This is a genomic window from Mesorhizobium sp. M8A.F.Ca.ET.165.01.1.1, assembly GCF_004792065.1.
In the GTDB taxonomy this organism is placed as follows: Bacteria; Pseudomonadota; Alphaproteobacteria; order Rhizobiales; family Rhizobiaceae; genus Mesorhizobium.
The window spans coordinates 19,192-35,462 of the sequence record NZ_SRTH01000028.1; the positions used below are offsets into that span (position 1 = coordinate 19,192).

General features: G+C 64.5%; 14 protein-coding genes. 8 read left to right on the top strand and 6 right to left on the bottom strand.

Annotated elements, in window-relative coordinates; all coding sequences use genetic code 11:
• Window positions 1-115 precede the first annotated feature (115 nt).
• On the top strand, window positions 116-649 hold the full coding sequence (locus EN808_RS33850; RefSeq protein ID WP_127278764.1) for a TetR/AcrR family transcriptional regulator: 534 nt from the start codon (window positions 116-118) through the stop codon (window positions 647-649).
• A gap of 38 nt (window positions 650-687) precedes the next feature.
• On the opposite strand, the gene EN808_RS33855 is transcribed toward EN808_RS33850, so the two are convergent.
• Entirely contained in the window at window positions 688-1,128 is a 441-nt protein-coding gene (locus tag EN808_RS33855; protein ID WP_127278763.1) for an Lrp/AsnC family transcriptional regulator, read from the bottom strand.
• Between the two features lie 131 nt (window positions 1,129-1,259).
• Here EN808_RS33855 and EN808_RS33860 point away from each other — a divergent pair, with 131 nt between their 5' ends.
• The 7 genes from EN808_RS33860 to EN808_RS33890 all read left to right on the top strand — a co-directional run bounded on the left by EN808_RS33860 (window position 1,260) and on the right by EN808_RS33890 (window position 11,278).
• Window positions 1,260-4,316, top strand: a complete 3,057-nt coding sequence (locus EN808_RS33860) for an aminotransferase class III-fold pyridoxal phosphate-dependent enzyme (protein WP_135918131.1) — start codon at window positions 1,260-1,262, stop codon at window positions 4,314-4,316.
• A gap of 115 nt (window positions 4,317-4,431) precedes the next feature.
• Window positions 4,432-5,439, top strand: coding sequence for an amino acid ABC transporter substrate-binding protein (locus EN808_RS33865; protein ID WP_135918132.1), 1,008 nt, complete (start codon window positions 4,432-4,434; stop codon window positions 5,437-5,439).
• Window positions 5,440-5,636: 197 nt separating this feature from the next.
• Entirely contained in the window at window positions 5,637-6,707 is a 1,071-nt protein-coding gene (locus EN808_RS33870) for a LacI family transcriptional regulator (RefSeq protein ID WP_135918133.1), read from the top strand.
• A gap of 22 nt (window positions 6,708-6,729) precedes the next feature.
• On the top strand, window positions 6,730-7,476 hold the full coding sequence (locus EN808_RS33875; RefSeq protein WP_135918134.1) for a transporter substrate-binding domain-containing protein: 747 nt from the start codon (window positions 6,730-6,732) through the stop codon (window positions 7,474-7,476).
• A gap of 65 nt (window positions 7,477-7,541) precedes the next feature.
• The gene (locus tag EN808_RS33880; protein WP_135918135.1) at window positions 7,542-9,194 is read left to right on the top strand and encodes an amino acid ABC transporter permease; all 1,653 of its coding nucleotides are present in this window, start codon (window positions 7,542-7,544) and stop codon (window positions 9,192-9,194) included.
• Complete coding sequence (locus EN808_RS33885; protein ID WP_135918136.1) at window positions 9,175-10,578, top strand: GH1 family beta-glucosidase; 1,404 nt, start codon at window positions 9,175-9,177, stop codon at window positions 10,576-10,578. Before EN808_RS33880 ends, EN808_RS33885 begins: the two co-directional genes overlap by 20 nt.
• A gap of 31 nt (window positions 10,579-10,609) precedes the next feature.
• Window positions 10,610-11,278: an SDR family oxidoreductase gene (locus EN808_RS33890; protein ID WP_135918137.1), complete on the top strand. Its 669-nt coding sequence runs from the start codon at window positions 10,610-10,612 to the stop codon at window positions 11,276-11,278.
• Between the two features lie 41 nt (window positions 11,279-11,319).
• Here EN808_RS33890 and ugpC read toward each other — a convergent pair whose 3' ends face one another.
• Genes ugpC through EN808_RS33915 form a run of 5 tightly spaced genes read right to left on the bottom strand, consistent with a single transcriptional unit; the run spans window position 11,320 to window position 16,105 of the window.
• Window positions 11,320-12,429, bottom strand: a complete 1,110-nt coding sequence (ugpC, locus tag EN808_RS33895) for a sn-glycerol-3-phosphate ABC transporter ATP-binding protein UgpC (protein ID WP_135918138.1) — start codon at window positions 12,427-12,429, stop codon at window positions 11,320-11,322.
• Window positions 12,416-13,354: a PfkB family carbohydrate kinase gene (locus tag EN808_RS33900; RefSeq protein ID WP_135918139.1), complete on the bottom strand. Its 939-nt coding sequence runs from the start codon at window positions 13,352-13,354 to the stop codon at window positions 12,416-12,418. Before EN808_RS33900 ends, ugpC begins: the two co-directional genes overlap by 14 nt.
• The gene (locus EN808_RS33905; RefSeq protein ID WP_135918140.1) at window positions 13,354-14,376 is read right to left on the bottom strand and encodes an SIS domain-containing protein; all 1,023 of its coding nucleotides are present in this window, start codon (window positions 14,374-14,376) and stop codon (window positions 13,354-13,356) included. Before EN808_RS33905 ends, EN808_RS33900 begins: the two co-directional genes overlap by 1 nt.
• Entirely contained in the window at window positions 14,376-15,221 is an 846-nt protein-coding gene (locus tag EN808_RS33910; protein ID WP_135918141.1) for a carbohydrate ABC transporter permease, read from the bottom strand. Before EN808_RS33910 ends, EN808_RS33905 begins: the two co-directional genes overlap by 1 nt.
• Window positions 15,221-16,105 carry a sugar ABC transporter permease gene (locus EN808_RS33915; protein WP_135918142.1) on the bottom strand — a complete coding sequence of 295 codons (885 nt, stop codon included), beginning with the start codon at window positions 16,103-16,105 and terminating at the stop codon, window positions 15,221-15,223. Before EN808_RS33915 ends, EN808_RS33910 begins: the two co-directional genes overlap by 1 nt.
• Between the last annotated feature and the right edge of the window lie 166 nt (window positions 16,106-16,271).

The following is a 16,271-nucleotide window of genomic DNA, read 5'->3' on the forward strand; positions in this document are numbered from 1 at the left end:
AGCGCGGACATCGGGACACATATCGACCGCAGGTCCCGATTTCAAATAATGGCGGTCTTACTGTACCGTCTGGACGGTCTTGTCAATTGGGCCTAAGCTTGCTTAGGGAGGCGCCATGAGAGCCCAACGACCGAATTCGCGCGAGAAGATTCTCGCCGCGGCGGCTGATGTTGCCCGGGAATCCGGGCCTGGTAGCCTGTCGCTTGATGCCGTCGCCAGCCGCGCCGGCGTGTCGAAGGGCGGACTGCTCTACAATTTTCCCACCAAGGCCAAATTGATGCAGGGCCTTGTCGAAGGTTATCTACGCGATTTCGAGCAAGCGCTGGAATCGGCGAACAGCAACGACAACGACAAAAATCCCCTCGCCGTCTATATCAAGCTGTCAGCGGAGGATTGCGAGGAAAAGCAGCCGTCCGCATCCTGGATCTTTTCGGCGATCGCCGAGGATCCCGATTTTATGACGCCGATAAAGACATTCAAGCGGCAGCTTTTCGAGCGCCTGAAAGGCGAGACGCCGGACCTCAAATCGCTGCTGGTCTGCTATCTCGCCATCGAAGGACTGCGCAGCATGAACCTGTTCGATTCCGACGTGCTGTCGAAGGACGAACGCGAGCTTTTGGTATCCTCACTTCTCGATATCGCCAAATAGGCTGCCTGGCCGGCGAAGGACGCCGCCGCAGCCGTCGTTCAGTCGACGGCGCGTTCGATATCCCGGCGCAGGACGATCGCGGTTGTCAGGTCCTCGACGCCGCCGAGAGTGGCAACGAGGTCGCGCAGTGTGTTGAGGCGGTCGATCGACGGTACTTCGACCTCGACGATGAGATCGAGCTGGCCGCTGACTGATGATACCCGCCGGACCTCCGGATAGCGCGCCAGCTGGTCGAGAATGCCGATCGACGGCGTGCGGATGAGCGTTACCAGCAGAAAGGCGCGGATCAACCCTGGGTCCAGTTGGCCGATATCGGCCCGATACCCTCTGATAACGCCGCTCTTTTCCAGCGAGGCAACCCGTTCGCTCGTCGCGCTGCGCGACAGGCCGATGCGCCCCGCAAGCGTTTTCAGCGGGATGCGCGCCTCCTTCGACAGGATGCCGAGAATGTCCCTGTCCTTGGCGTCCAGTTCCTTCATTGCGCGCGCTCCATACGGTTCCGTCAATGTGCCGGTCAATGCGGTCATTGTGCCGGTATAACCGACGCTTTGCCGGATGCCCGATTTTCTGGCCCATGCCAAGCTTTGACAAATCAGATCCGGATTGCCTGATGACCAACGTCTCATACCCAGCGCCTCAAATCTCGCAGACCGAGGTCGTCGATATCGCAACGCGGCACTTCGGCATTGCCGGCAGCGTCACACCGCTCGACAGCGAACGCGACCGGAATTTCAAGCTGACCGCGCCAGACCAATCGCTCTGGATCCTGAAGATCGTCAACGCCAGCGAGCCGCTCGTCGAAAGTGAATTCCAGACCGCGTTGTTCGATCATCTGGAGCGCCATAGTCCGGACCTCGCCGTGCCGCGTCTCAGGAAGACGGGGCGGGGCGCTTCGCTCGCCCATACAAAAGTGCCGGGCGGCGAAGATCATGCCGTGCGCCTGGTGTCATGGCTTCCCGGACGGCCGCTGGCCGAGAGCACGCCCAGTCCGGCGCTGCTGGAAAGCCTGGGCGGCGCGCTTGGCCGGCTCGATCGTGCCCTGCAAGGCTTCATCCATCCCGGCGCATTGCGCTCTTTCGACTGGGACATTCGCCAGGCAGGTGCCGCGCGGCAACGCCTTCACCACATTGACGACGAACAGGACCGCGCCTTGCTAGAGCGGTTCCTCGATCATTTCGATGCCGAGGTGGCGCCCCGGCTGTCGGCATTGCGAACGCAAGTCATTCACAATGATGCCAATGACTGGAACGTGCTCGTCGATCTCGAAAGGCCCGAGCGTGTCGCCGGGCTGATCGATTTCGGCGATGCGCTGCACAGCGTGCTCATCGCCGAGGTTGCCGTCGCCTGCGCCTATGCCATCCTCGATGCAGAGGATCCGATCGGCGCCGCCGCCCGTCTCGCCGCCGGCTTCCATGCCGAGTATCCATTGCGTGAGGAAGAACTCGACCTGCTCTTCGATCTCATTGCGATGCGTCTCGTCACCTCGGTGACGCTGTCGGCGGCACGCAAGGACCGCACAGCCGACAATCCCTACCTGTCGATCTCGGAAGCACCGGCCTGGCGGCTGTTGCGTCGTCTGGGCAGGATGAACCGGCGCTTCGCGACGGCGATCCTGCGCCATGCCTGCGGCTTCGAAGTCGCCTCCGGAGCGCGCGCCGTGACAGGCTGGATCGCGGCCAACCGCACGCAACTTCTGCCGATCCTCGACCGTCACCCGGCGACGCTTGCCAAGGCGCTCGTGCCCTATGGCGATCCGCAAAATCCGATGACGGTGACGTCGGCGACACAGCAGCCCGACAAGGCGACCGAATGGTGGGATGCCTATTGTGCCGAACATGGCGTCGCGCTCGGCATCGGTCCCTGGGGCGAGGCTCGCACCGTCTATACCAGCGACATTTTCGAGTCGCGTTTCGTCGAAGGCGCGCGCCGCGCTAATCATCTCGGCCTCGATCTTTTCATGCCGGCGGGCACACGGCTCTACACGCCGCTCGCCGCGACCGTCAGGAGCGTCGAGATCGAGGAGGATCCGCTCGGCTATGGCTGTCTCGTGGCGCTGGAGCATGTGCCGCCGGGCTGCCCGCCTTTCGTCACGCTGTGGGGGCACATGGCGCATGAGGCTGGGCGGCGGCTGAAGGCGGGCGACCGGCTTGAAGCCGGCGCGCTTGTCGGCGAGATGGGTACGCCGGCGGAAAATGGCGGCTGGGCGCCGCATCTGCATTTCCAGATATCGACGAATACGAGCCTTGCCGCGCGCGACATCCTTGGGGTCGGCGAGGAGCGCTATCTCGACGTGTGGAAGGAATTGTTTCCCGATGCCGCGGACCTTGCCGGCATTCCGCCCGAAACCTTCCGCCAGAGCGGCCGGTCGCGTCCAGAGATCGTCGCCGCACGCAAGGCGTCACTGCTGCCCAATCTCTCCATCTCCTATTCCGAGCCGATCAAGTTCGTGCGCGGCGAAGGCGCCTGGCTGATCGACGATCGCGGCCGCGCCTATCTCGACTGCTTCAACAATGTCTGCCACCTTGGCCATGCGCATCCCGATGTGGTCGAGGCGATCGCGAGGCAGGCGGCCAAGCTCAACACCAACACCCGTTATCTGCACGATGCGATCGTCACCTATGCCGAGCGGCTGACGGCGACGCTGCCCGCCGGCCTGTCGGTGGCGTCCTTCGCCTGCTCGGGCAGCGAGGCCAACAGCCTGATGCTGCGCATGGCGCGGACCCATACCGGGCGCAGCGAGGCGATTGTGCTCGACTGGGCCTATCACGGCACGACGCAGGAACTGATCGACCTCAGCCCTTACAAATACAAGCGCAAAGGCGGCAAGGGGCGCCCGGCGCATGTGTTCGAAGCGGTCATTCCGGACAGTTACCATGCTCCGGCGGAGTGGCCTGAGGGCGAGCATGCAAAGCGGTTTGCCGAGAGCGTCACCGAGCAGATCGCCGATATGGCGAGACAAGGCCGCGCGCCCGGCCTGTTCCTGGCGGAATCGATCCCCAGCGTCGCCGGCCAGGTGTTCCTGCCCGAGGGATATCTCAGGGAAGTCTACGCGATGGTGCGTGCCGCCGGCGGCATCTGCGTCGCCGACGAGGTGCAGGTAGGCTTTGGCCGTGTCGGCAGCCATTGGTGGGCTTTCGAAACCCAGGGGGTGACGCCCGACATCGTCACCATGGGCAAGCCGATCGGCAACGGCCACCCGATGGCGGCCGTGGTGACGACCACGGAGATATCAGCCTCGTTCAACAACGGCATGGAGTATTTCAACACCTTCGGCGGCAATCCGGTGTCGTGCACGGCCGGGCTCGCGGTGCTCGACGTCATCGAGCGCGACGGGCTGAGGCGCAATGCGCTGGAGATCGGCGACTATCTCATGGCGCGCTTCAAGGCGCTGCAGGCCCGCTACGAGATCATCGGCGACGTGCGCGGCCAGGGGCTGTTCCTCGGTATCGAACTGGTCGAGGACCGCAAGAGCAAGAAACCTGCGACCGCCCTTGCCCGCCGCATCAACGACGGGGTTCGGGCACGCGGCGTACTGATCGGCACCGAAGGGCCGCATGACAATGTGCTGAAGATGCGCCCGCCGATGATCTTCAGCAGGGCTAATGCAGATCATCTGGTCGGCGTTCTCGATGAGACGTTGGCCGCGGTTCTGGCGGAACGGGCTTAGGACGACACCGCGCAAGGAGGCGCGCGGGCGGAATTCAGGATCAACGATTTCAGGAACGTCCGGCGCGTCACGTGCCGGCGGGAGGAGAGGCTTTGCCTCATCAAGGGAGGAAACCATGAAACATGCAATCGTCAGCGCGCTCTTGCTCGCATCGGCCACTTTGCCGGCCAAGGCGGACACATTCGACATCGTCAAGCAAAGGGGATCGATCATCTGCGGCGTCAGCCAGGGCGTCGCGGGCTTTTCGGCGCCCGACGACCAGGGCAAATGGAGCGGCTTCGATATCGATTTCTGCCGCGCGGTCTCGGCCGCCGTCTTCGGCGACCCCGACAAGGTGAGTTACGTGCCGCTGTCGACCAAGGAGCGCTTCACGGCGCTGCAGGCCGGCACCGTCGACGTCCTGTCGCGACAGTCGACCTGGTCCTTGTCGCGCGACACCGGCATGGGCATCCATTTCGTCGGCGCCGCCTATTATGACGGCCAGGGCTTCATGGTGCGCAAGGATCTCGGCGTGGACAGCGCGCTGAAGCTCTCAGGCGCCACGATCTGCGCCGAACAAGGCACGACGACCGAGCAGAACGTCGCCGACTACTTCACCGCGCACCAGATGAAATACGAGGCGGTCGTCATCGATTCCGCCGACAGCATCATCAAGGCGTTCGATAGCGGCCGCTGCGATGTCTACACCACGGACGCCTCGGCGCTCTATGCGCAGCGCCTGAAGCTGACCGATCCCGCCGCGTTCACGGTGCTGCCGGACATCATCTCGAAGGAGCCGCTCGGCCCAGCCGTGCGCAAGGGCGACGACAAGTGGTTCGACATCGTGCGCTGGACGCTGTTTACGCTGATCGAGGCGGAAGAGGACGGCATCACGCAGGCCAATGCGGAAGCCTCGCTGAAGTCGCAGAATCCGACGATCCGCCGGTTCCTCGGCGTCGAGGGCGACAATGGCAAACAGCTCGGGCTCGACCCCGCATTCGCCTACAATATCGTCGCCAAGGTCGGCAATTACGGCGAGATGTTCGAACGCAATCTCGGCCAGTCCAGCCAGCTGAAAATCGCGCGCGGCATCAATGCGCTGTGGAACGCCGGCGGCCTGATGTACGCGCCGCCGGCGCGCTGACACCTGCCGGCGAACCGGGTGCCCCAGGTCCGCGCCCGGCGATGCTCGCCGATGTGAAAGGGGGTGATGCGCGACCTCGACGCATTGCCGCCTCCACCGCTCTTGGCCATGATGGTCGGATAAAAACGTTTTTATTCTTCTTGAAAACGTTTTTATCCGATGATACGGATGCCGACCTGAGGAATTGGTCGCCGTTGATGGCAGAGAACAGAGAACCCGAACGCCGAGAGTTTTCGCCAACGATCAAGACGTTGGCCGCCCACACCGGCTATTCGATCGCCACCATTTCCAAGGCGCTGCGGGGATCGCCGGTCGTCGCGCGGCCGACAAGGGATGCCATCGTCGCCGCCGCGCGGGAACTGGGCTATCAGGCGAATGCGCGGGGCATGGCGCTGAGGACAGGCAAGACCTATCGGGCCGCGGTGCTGATGCCGATAACGTCCGCCGTCGGCTATGAATGGGACGGTGTCGAATACACGCAGATCCTGAGCGGCATAAGCCAGGCGCTGGAAGACAGCGACTATCAGCTGTCCGTGCACGGCTTCCGGAGCTTTGGCGATGCCTTCGACATCGCCCGCCGCATCGTCGACCAGAGCGCGGCCGACGGCCTGATCTTTTCCGGCGTGCTGGCCGATGATCCCCGTATCGACATGCTGGTCGAAAGCGGCTTTCCATTCGTGTCACTTGGCCGTTGCCGCAAGCCCCTCGTCTACGCCCATGTCGATGTCGACAATGAATGGGCGGCGTTCACCGCCACGGCGCGGCTGATCGCGGGCGGACATGAGCGTATCGCCCTGATCAACGCGGATCGGCGTCTTTCCTATGCCCTGGACAGGATCGACGGATTTTCGCGGGCCTTTCACGAGGCGGGTCTTGCCGCGTCGATCGACCTCGTGGCCGACGGCGACCTGTCCACACGCTTCGGCCGCGACAGCGCGCTCAGGCTTCTTGGCCTGCCCAATCCGCCCACCGCCCTGGTCTGCATCAACGAATCCACCACGCTCGGCGTCCTGTCGGCGCTGGGCAGCCTTGAACGGCGCGTCGGGGTGGATGTCGACGTCATCGCCTATGACGACATCAACGTCAGCGCCTATTTCACTCCGCCGATCACGACGTTCTACCAGCCGATCGAGCTTCTCGGCCGCAAGCTCGGCGAGTTTCTGCTGCGGCGCATGGCGGGCGAGGACCCGGCGGAACTCGCCCTGGTGTCGAGACCCGAACTCATCGGCCGGCAGCCGGACAATCTAGGCGGGCGAAACCGCAGTTAACCATCAAAATGGGAGGAAGAGCATGAAGAAAATCCTGATCGGGCTTGCGCTTGCGCTGCTGACAGCCAGCGCTACCAGCGCCGCCGACCTGGGCGGCAAGGTTCTGAAGGTCGGTTCCGACACCACCTCGCCGCCGATGGAAAGCGTCGACACGGCGACCGGCCAGATCGTCGGCTTCGACGTCGACGTCCTGAAGGCGGTCTGCGGCAAGATCAACTGCAAGGCCGAATTCGTCACCACCGGCTGGGACGGCATCTTCGCCGCCCTCGACCAGGGCAGTTTCGACCTGGTCGCCTCCGGCGTCTCCATCACCGACGAACGCAAGAAGGCGATGGATTTCTCCGACCCTTACATCGTCAACAGCCAGGCCGTGCTCATGCGGGTGGAAGACGAGGGTCTATCCCTCGATGACTTCAAGGCGAAAGGCAAGAAGCTCTCGGCGCAGGCCAACACCACCGACGCGCAGGTCGCTGAAAGCATTGTCGGCAAGGACAATGTGGTCGCTTACGACAGTTTCGCGGCCTCGGTCATCGCGCTGAAGAACAAGGACGTCGACGGCGTTGTCATCAACGGCGCCAATGCCGCCGCCTATGAAAAGGAATTCGCCGGCGAGCTGGTCGTGCCGATCAGGAATCTCCAGTCCGATCCTCTCGGGCTGGTCTTCCGCAAGGGCGACGAGAACATCGCCGCGTTCAATGAAGGGCTGAAGGCGATCAAGGCCGACGGCAGCCTCGACGCGCTGATCGCCAAATACTGGGGCGCAAAATAGCCGCTTGAAGGACTTCGGCTCCGGCGCCTGGCGCCGGAGCCATGGGAACGGGAGGACGGGACCGGATGCAGCTTCTCATGCGCCTGCGGCCCAGCAATCTGATCATCGTCGCGGCGTTGCCGTTCATCGTCTATCTCTTTGCTTCGTCGGTTAACTACCAGCGCTCGCTTCGCGCCATCCTCGGCGTGGAGAATGGCTCGTCAGCCTTCGTGCCGGGCTTCCTGGCGCTTGCCGTCGCGTTTATCGCCGGCCTTGCCGTGGTTGTGTTCTCGCGCGCCTCGTCCAGATCGCCGCGCCTCGCGGTCGTTGCCGCCGGGATCAGCCTTGCCACCGCCATGGTGCTCGCGACAACCGGCCTGGTCCATCCTTTCGCGGCATCGGTCGTGGCAAACGCGGTCGATCCTTTCACCTCCGACCTGGTGGTTCAGGGCGTCACGCCACGGCGATTGACGGATGCCGCCGACCTCATGGTGCGCGGTCAGGCCGCTATGCTGTTGCGCGCCTATCTGGGCGTGACGATCGTGGCGCTCGGTATGTTCTTCATCGGCGCCGGTCGTGAGACCGGCAACCCGATGCAGCGTTTTGCGCGCTTGGCGCTTGCGGCGGTGAATGGCGTCGGCTTGGTCTTTATCCTGCTTTTCGCGCATATCGCATTCGCCGCGGGTGTCGCCACGACGATCCGCGCCGCCATCGCGGCCTACATACTGGCGGCAATGATGGGGCTGCTCTGGGTCGGGCTCCTCAAGCTCAAATACAGCTGGCGGGCCGACCTGACCTGCATCGCGGCAACCACCCTCATGGTTTGCGCCGCAACGTGGTTCCTGCTTCAGCCGCGCGACAGCTACGTGCTCGTCGGTTCTCTCGCCGGGAAGGTCGCGGTCACGTCCGGCACGCCGTCCGGCATACTCGGTGCGGTCCGCTATGGGCAATTTCCGGGCGGCCCCGACAACAACGAGGTGCCGCTGCGCACCTTTCGGGGCGCGCGGGAGGCGATCGACGCGATCGGCAAGATCCCGGATGTCAGTGCCGCGCTCGTTCCGGCCGCGATCGCGGCGGACGGACTGCAGGTGCTGTGGCGAACGGAGGCGTTGAACGACCGCGACAAGGCGTTCGGCATCACGATCGCGGTGCTGGCGATCGTGCTCGGCCTGCTGACTTTCGGCGGCCATATCCACCGCAGGCATCCACTGTCCATCGGGTCGGAATTCATCGTCGACACGATCCGCGGCATCCCGATGCTGGTCATCGTGCTCTATGTCGGCTTGCCGCTCGCCGGAGCGCTCAAGGACGCGACGCAGGGCGTGGTCGATCCGCCGAACCTGGTGCGCGGCATCGCCGCCATGGCGCTCGCCTATTCCGCCTATCTCGCCGAGATCTTCCGCTCCGGCATCAATGCAATCCCGGCGGGCCAGATCGAGGCGGCGCACAGTCTCGGCCTCAACGGCTGGCGCACCGCCCGGCTGGTCGTGCTGCCGCAGGCCTTCCGCATCATCATCCCGCCGCTAGGCAACGAGCTGATCGCCATCCTCAAGGACACGTCGCTCTTGTCGATCCTGTCGATCCGCGACATCACGCAGCGCATGCGGGAATTCCAATCGGCAAGTTTCCTGCCGTTCGCGCCCTACAACTCAGCCGCCATCTTCTACATTTTCCTGACGCTGGCCGCGGCAAGCCTCGTCAGCACCATCGAGAGAAAATATGACATCAAGCATCGATAACGCTCGCCGGGCCCTCGAAGCCCGCGCCTCCGGGCTGGTCTTTCCCCGGGGCTTCGTGTTCGGCGCCGCGACCGCGGCTTACCAGATCGAGGGCTCGCCTGATGCCGACGGCAAGGGCGAAAGCATCTGGGACCGGTTCTGCCGCATTCCGGGTGCGATCGTGGACGGCTCGAGCGGCGATGTCGCCTGCGATCACTATCATCGCTGGAAGGAGGATATCGCCGTGCTCAAGGCGCTCGGCCTTGGCGCCTACCGCTTTTCCTTGGCATGGACGCGGCTTCTTCCCGAAGGTCGTGGCGAGGTCAACGCCAAGGGCATCGCCTTCTATGACCGGCTGATCGATGATCTGCTCGAAGCCGGTATCGAGCCCTATGCAACGCTCTACCATTGGGACCTGCCGCAGGCACTGCAGGATCGTGGCGGCTGGTACAACCGGGAAACAGCCGCCGCCTTCGCCGATTATGCCGGGCTTGCCGCCCGCAACTTCGGCGACCGTGTCAGGAAATGGACGACGCTCAACGAACCGTGGACGTTCTGCTGGTCGGGACACGCGACCGGCGAGGACGCGCCAGGATTCCGGGACGGAGTGAAGGGCGGCGTGGCTGCCAGTCATCATGCCTTGCTGGCGCATGGCCTGGCCGTTCCGGTCGTCCGGGCCGAGGTGGCGGATGCTAGCGTCGGCATCGTCTTCGATCTCAACGTCGCGGAGGCCGCCAGCGACGAGCCGCGCGATGTCGCCGCGACACGGCGCTTCGACGGCGCCCAGAACCGCTGGTTTCTCGACGCCGTCTTCAAGGGTGCGTATCCGGAGGACATGCTGGCGCTTTACGGCGATCTGTTGCCGCCGATCCACGCACAAGACAACGAGATCATCGCCGCGCCACTCGACTATCTCGGCATCAATATCTACCGCCGCTCGGTGATCGCGGCGGGTGACGAACTGGCGCCGCTGAGCTACCGGCGGGTACAGCCGGAAGGCATTTATTCGGCGGTCGACTACGAGATCTGGCCGCGCTGCATGTACGACATCCTGCGCTACGTGAACGACCGCTATGCGCCGCCGGCGATCTACATTTCCGAGAATGGCGTCGCCACGACGCCGGAAACCGTCGGCAAGGACGGGCATGTCTGGGATGATCTGCGCGCCACCTACTATGTCGACCATCTCGAGCAGGTGGCCAAGGCGGCGGCCGAGGGCGTGCCGGTGCGCGGCTATTTCGCCTGGACGCTGACCGACAATTTCGAATGGGCCTATGGCTATACGACGCCCTTCGGCATCACCCATGTCGATTTCGCCACGCAGCAGCGCCACATCAAGTATTCCGGGGACGTCTACGCAATGATCGCCCGGCAGGAGACCGCGCCCGTCGCGAAGAGCGCCTGACTTGGCTAGAGAAGGGCAAGGCGACCGGACTGTGCTGATAACCGGCGCCGCGCGCGGGCTCGGCCGCGAACTCGCGCGGCAATACGCCCAACAAGGCTGGCAGGTGATCGCTTGCGGGCGCGCACATCCGGCCCAAGCTTTCGAGGGTCGCATCGAGTTCCACCCCCTCGACGTCGCCGATCCGGCTTCAATTCTGGATCTTGCCACGCGTCTTGGTGGCAGGCCGCTGGACGTGCTTGTCAACAACGCCGCCATCCGCAGCGGAAACCCTGGCCTGTACAGATTCGCCCCGGACGAATTCCTGAAGGTCATGCGGACCAACGCGCTCGGCCCGCTGCTGCTGGCGCGGGCGCTGCGACCGAACCTGGTCGTGGGACGCATGGGGGTCATCGCCAATATCGGCAGCCGTGCCGGGTCGATGACCGAGGGGCTGATTGATGATTACGATGACGACTATGCCTATCGCTGCTCCAAGGCAGCGCTCAACATGGCAAGCGCTCAACTGGCGCAGGATTTGCGCGTTGACGGGATAACGGTGTTGTCACTGCATCCGGGCTGGGTGAAGACTGATATGGGGGGCGATCAGGCGGTGCTGGCGGTCGAGGACAGTGCGCGCGGCCTGCGCACGATCATCGACAACGCAACGCTTGCGGCCAGCGGCTCATTCCAGACCTTCGATGGCACACACATCGGGTGGTAGCCGAATGGTACCACCTGTCTAAGCCAGATGCCCTCGGCGTGTCAGTGGGACACCTTCCGTTCGAGACCCGTCGCCGGCAGGGCTTTGCCCGTCGAGGGGTCGAACAAGCGAAGCGCGGCCTCGTCGAAGGTGAGGCTGCGCTTTTCCCCCTTGGCGACCTGGGCTCGCGGCGGCAGGCAAGCCGTCAGCCGCTGCGTGCCGATCCGGGCCGTGGTGACCAGTTCGGGGCCGGTCAGTTCGACGACCTCGATCTCCACCGGCAATGACGGATCCGAGGCGGCTCCGGTCGCCACACGAAGCGCTTCCGGCCTGATGCCGACGACCATTTGTGCGCCTTCACGAGCCGCGTTCGCATAGCGTGCCGGCAAGGAGATCCGTACATCGGATTCGGCAATGGCCAGCTTGCCGCCGGTGACGGTGGCCTGCAGCATATTCATCGACGGCGCGCCGACGAAGCCGGCGACATAGAGTGTTGCCGGCTCGTTGTAGATCTCTTCCGGCGTGCCGAGCTGCTCGATCCTGCCGTCACGCATGACGGCGATGCGGCTGGCCAGCGTCATCGCCTCGATCTGGTCGTGGGTAACGTAGACGACGGTCGTCTGCAGCATCTGGTGCAGACGCTTCAATTCGGTGCGCATCTCCAGGCGCAGCTTGGCATCGAGATTGGACAACGGCTCGTCGAAGAGGAAGACCTGCGGCTTGCGCACCAGCGCCCGGCCGATGGCGACGCGCTGGCGCTGACCACCGGAAAGCTGGCTCGGCTTGCGGTCGAGCAACGCCTCGATCTGCAGCAGTCTCGCCGCTTCGTTCACGGCCCTGTCGCGCTCGTCAGCGGCGACGCCGCGCATCTCCAGCCCGAAGCCGATGTTGCGGCGCACGGTCAGGTTCGGATAGAGCGCGTAGGACTGGAAGACCATGGCGATATCGCGGTTCTTGGGATGGACGCCGAGGATCGAGCGGTCGCCGATCCGCACATCGCCGCTGGTCGCCTCGGCAAGGCCGGCGATGATGTTGAGAAGCGTCGACTTTCCACAGCCGGACGAGCCCAGCAGCACCAGGAATTCACCGCTCTGCAGCGCGATGTCGATGCCTTTCAGCGTTTCGACACTGCCGTAGCTTTTGCGGATGCCGCGGATTTCAAGCGCGCTCATGCATGGATTCCCCAGACTGCATCGGCCCGCCATAGGTGCGGGGCAAGGTGGAAATGGCGCGTGAGGCGACATAGGTCGCGGCGCGGAGGCAGGCGGACAGCGGCTGTTCCTGCGCCAAAGCGGCCAGGAAGGCGGCATTGAAGACGTCGCCTGCGCCGATCGTGTCGACGACACGGACATCGGGCGCGGCGGCTTGGACAAGAGTGTTATCCGGGCCGATGGCGATGGCGCCCTGCGGCCCGCGCTTGACGACGAAGGTCGCGCCTTGCCTCATGCTGGATCGGATTTCACGCGCCGCGTCCTCAGGACTCGGCAATCCCGCCAGGGTCACCGTCTCGACTTCGTTGAACAGCGCCAGCGCGCAGCGCGAGAGCCACGCCCTTGTCGCGGCGCAATTGGCCTCGGTCCAGCCATCGATCGGCCAGCCTGTGTCGAGCGCCACGGATATGCCGTGGCTGTCGGCCCAGTCGAAAAATGCGTTGTAGTCGCGCGTGAGGTCCTCGGTCAGGAAGGAGCCGGAGAGCAGTGCGTAGCCGCCGGAGAGCGCGCTGCCGTCGAGAACGGACAAGACATCGCCGAGGCTGAAGCGGGGCAGGTGGCCGCGCGTGGTCAAGAAAGTCCGCTCGCCATCGGGATGGGTCATGCCGACCGACAAGGTCGTGCCTTCGGGACGGACCGGCCATTTCTCGGCACGGGCGCCGAACGCCTCGCGAAGCCAATGGCCGAACTGGTCGTCACCGACATTGGCGGCAATGGCGAAATCGACGCCCAGCGCTTGCCAGGCGAGCCCGGTGTTGCCGGCCTGGCCGCCGACGCGCAATTCGTCATGATCGACGACGGTCTCGGTTCCCGCCTTCGGCCATGGCGCGACCGGGCCGACAATCAGGTCGACATTGACGTTGCCGATCACCGCAAGCGGACGCATCACTCGCTCCTGGTGATCTTGGTGGTGCGCACGGGCGTGCCGGCATTGTCGACGCGGCTGTCGGCGAAGGCGATCATGAGGCGCTGCGCCACCGGCAGCATGGTGAAGACAGCGGCCATCCCTGAAGCGGGTCTGAACGAGAGCGTGACGGCACCGGCGACAGGCGCTTGCCCGGACGCGTCGAAAATGACCAGCGGCGCGCCGGCCTCGATCACTGAAAGGGCCATGGCGGTCACCAGCTCCGACGTGGGGTCGTTGCCGCGAAACAGTATGACGCCGATTTTGGGGCCGAGCATCTCCATCGGCCCGTGACGCAACTGGCCGCCTTCCAGCGAAAAGCAGGGCAGCCGCGACAGTTCGGTCAGGCCAAGCGCCAGGGCTTCGGCCACGCCCTGCAGGCGGCGGCCGGAGGTGACGATCGTGTCCACCTTGCCAAGCATGGCAAGTGCGGGGGCAATGTCGCGATCCTGCGGAGCCTCGAGCATGGCAAGGGCAGGGGCCGGATCCTCACCCAGAGCCGCCAGGATGGCCAGATGCAGGGCCAGGGTCACGGTCAGGCTGCGTGTGGCGGCGAAAGCCAGCTCAGTGCCGCCGGCGCCGACCAGGCAAGGCGCGGTGCGGGCGAGAAATGAACCGCCTTCGAGCGTCAGGCCGAAAATGTCCGAGCTGCCGCCGGCCCGCGAAAACCATCTGACGACCTCGGCGCTTTCGCCCGATTGCGAGGTCACGATCACGGTGCGGCCGGTGAGCGGCAGCGGCTGGCCAAGCTGTTCGGAGAGCGGCAGCGCCAGCGCATCGATGCCGAGCCCGCGATAGAGCGGCTCGACGGCACGGCCGACAGCATGCGAGCCCCCCATGCCAAGGAGGAGCAGACGACCGGTTCGCTTGATGGAAGCGGCGGCCTTCTTCGCCTCGGCCGTGTTCTGCCGGAACGAAGCGATCGCATCCGCATGCTGGCGCGTCATTTCGCGGTCGATGGCGACCAATCCGGCCGGCCGTTCCTTATCTGCAGTCATCATCATCATCCTTTCACACCGCCGCTGGTCAGGCCCGAGATCAGCGCCCGCTGCATGACAAGGCCGATCAGCACCGGCGGCAAGGCCGCCAGCACGCCGGCGGTTGCGATCAGGCCGTAGTCGGAAACACGGCCGCCGGCCAAATCGGCGATGGCGACGGTCAAGGTCTTGGCGCGCTGGTCGGAGGTGAACAGCAGCGCGTAGAAGAATTCGTCCCATGCCAGCAGCACGGCGAACAGCGCCGATGTCGCCATAACCGGTGCCGCCAGCGGCAATGTGATGATGCGCAATGTCTGGAACAGGCCGGCGCCGTCGATCATCGCCGCCGCCTCGATCTCACGCGGGATGGAATCGAAGCCGGATTTCATCAGCCAGGTGGTGAAGGGCGCCAGGATGGTGAGATAGACCAGCGCCAGGCCGAAGACATTGTTGAGCAGGCCGAGATGCGACAGGCCCATATAGAGCGGCACGGCCAGCGCCACCGGCGGTAGCATGTAGGTGGCGATGACCATCGACAGCGACCAGCCGATCGCGGGCGTTCGCGATACCGCCCAGCCGGCGGGGATGGCCAAGGCGAGTGCCGCCAGCGTCGCCATGCCTGATATCTCCAGGCTGTTGCGCAGCGATGAGGTGAAGGCGGCACCGGCGCTGTTTTCGGCCGTCGACAGCAATTGTCGGTAGCGGGAGAAGTCGGCTGCCTGCGGCCACCAGCGCAGCGGCTTGGCGGCAAGATCGGCGGCCGGCGAGATGCTCATGATGAACAGCCAGGCGATGGGCGCCAGGATGATTACGGCGAGCAGCAGCGCGCAGGCATAAATGAAGACGGTGAAGGCGGGGCTCCTGCGTTCCATCAGGCGGCGCTCCCGGCGGTCTTTCGCACCAGTGCCGCATAGGCGACGGCGAGCAGCGTGACGAGCAAGGTGACGATCAGCGCCAGCGACGCGCCCGAGCCGGCGCGCTGGAAGGAGAAGGCTTCCTGGTAGACGAGGATCGAGAGCGTTCGCGTGGTGTTTGCAGGCCCGCCGCGGGTCATCACCCAGATGATGTCGAAAACCTTGAAGGCCTCGATGGTGCGCAGCACCAGCGCCACCATCAGCGGCCCGGCGAGATAGGGCAGGATGACGAAGCGAAAGCGGTTGAAAGGTCCCGCGCCATCGACGAGCGAGGCGGCGGTGATGTCGCGCGGCACGGCTTGGAGAGCGGCGAGCGCGATCAGCGCCACCAGCGGAAAATTCTTCCAGCAATCGGCGACGATCAGGGCCGCCAGCGCCGTTCCCGGCTCGCCGAGCCAGGATCGGTAGGCGTCGATGAGATGCAGTTGCGTCAGCGCGGCATTGAGCGCGCCATATTCGGGATTGTAGATCAGCCGCCACAGCGTGGCGTTGACCACGGTCGGCAATGCCCAGGGCAGGATCATCAGGGCGCGCAGGATGGCCCGGCCGCGAAATTCCTGATTGAGCAGAAGGGCGGCGAGGACGCCGATCACCATTTCGGCGGCAACAGAGATGACCGCGAACAATGTCGTGGTCACCAGCGTGCGCGAGAAATTCGAGCTCGACAGCATGTTGTAATAATTGTCGAAGCCGACGAAATCGCCGCCCGTGCCGACCAGCTTGGCGTCGGTGAAGGAAAGGCCGACCGTGTCGACCAGCGGCCAGCCGATGACGGCGACCATGACCACGAGCAAAGGCAGCATCAAGAGCCATGCGCGGGTCGTCATCCAGGTGCTCGACATCGGAGCAGCCTCTCTTCTTTCATCTGTGATCCGGACATAGCACGGGCGGCACTCGCGCATGACCCCGGAAATCGGAGGCCGATTTCCGGAAAGGATCATGCGCAAGATAGAAAGTGCTACAGCGTCTTTTGCGCGTCATAAGGGACGCGACGCTGTAGTGTCGCCC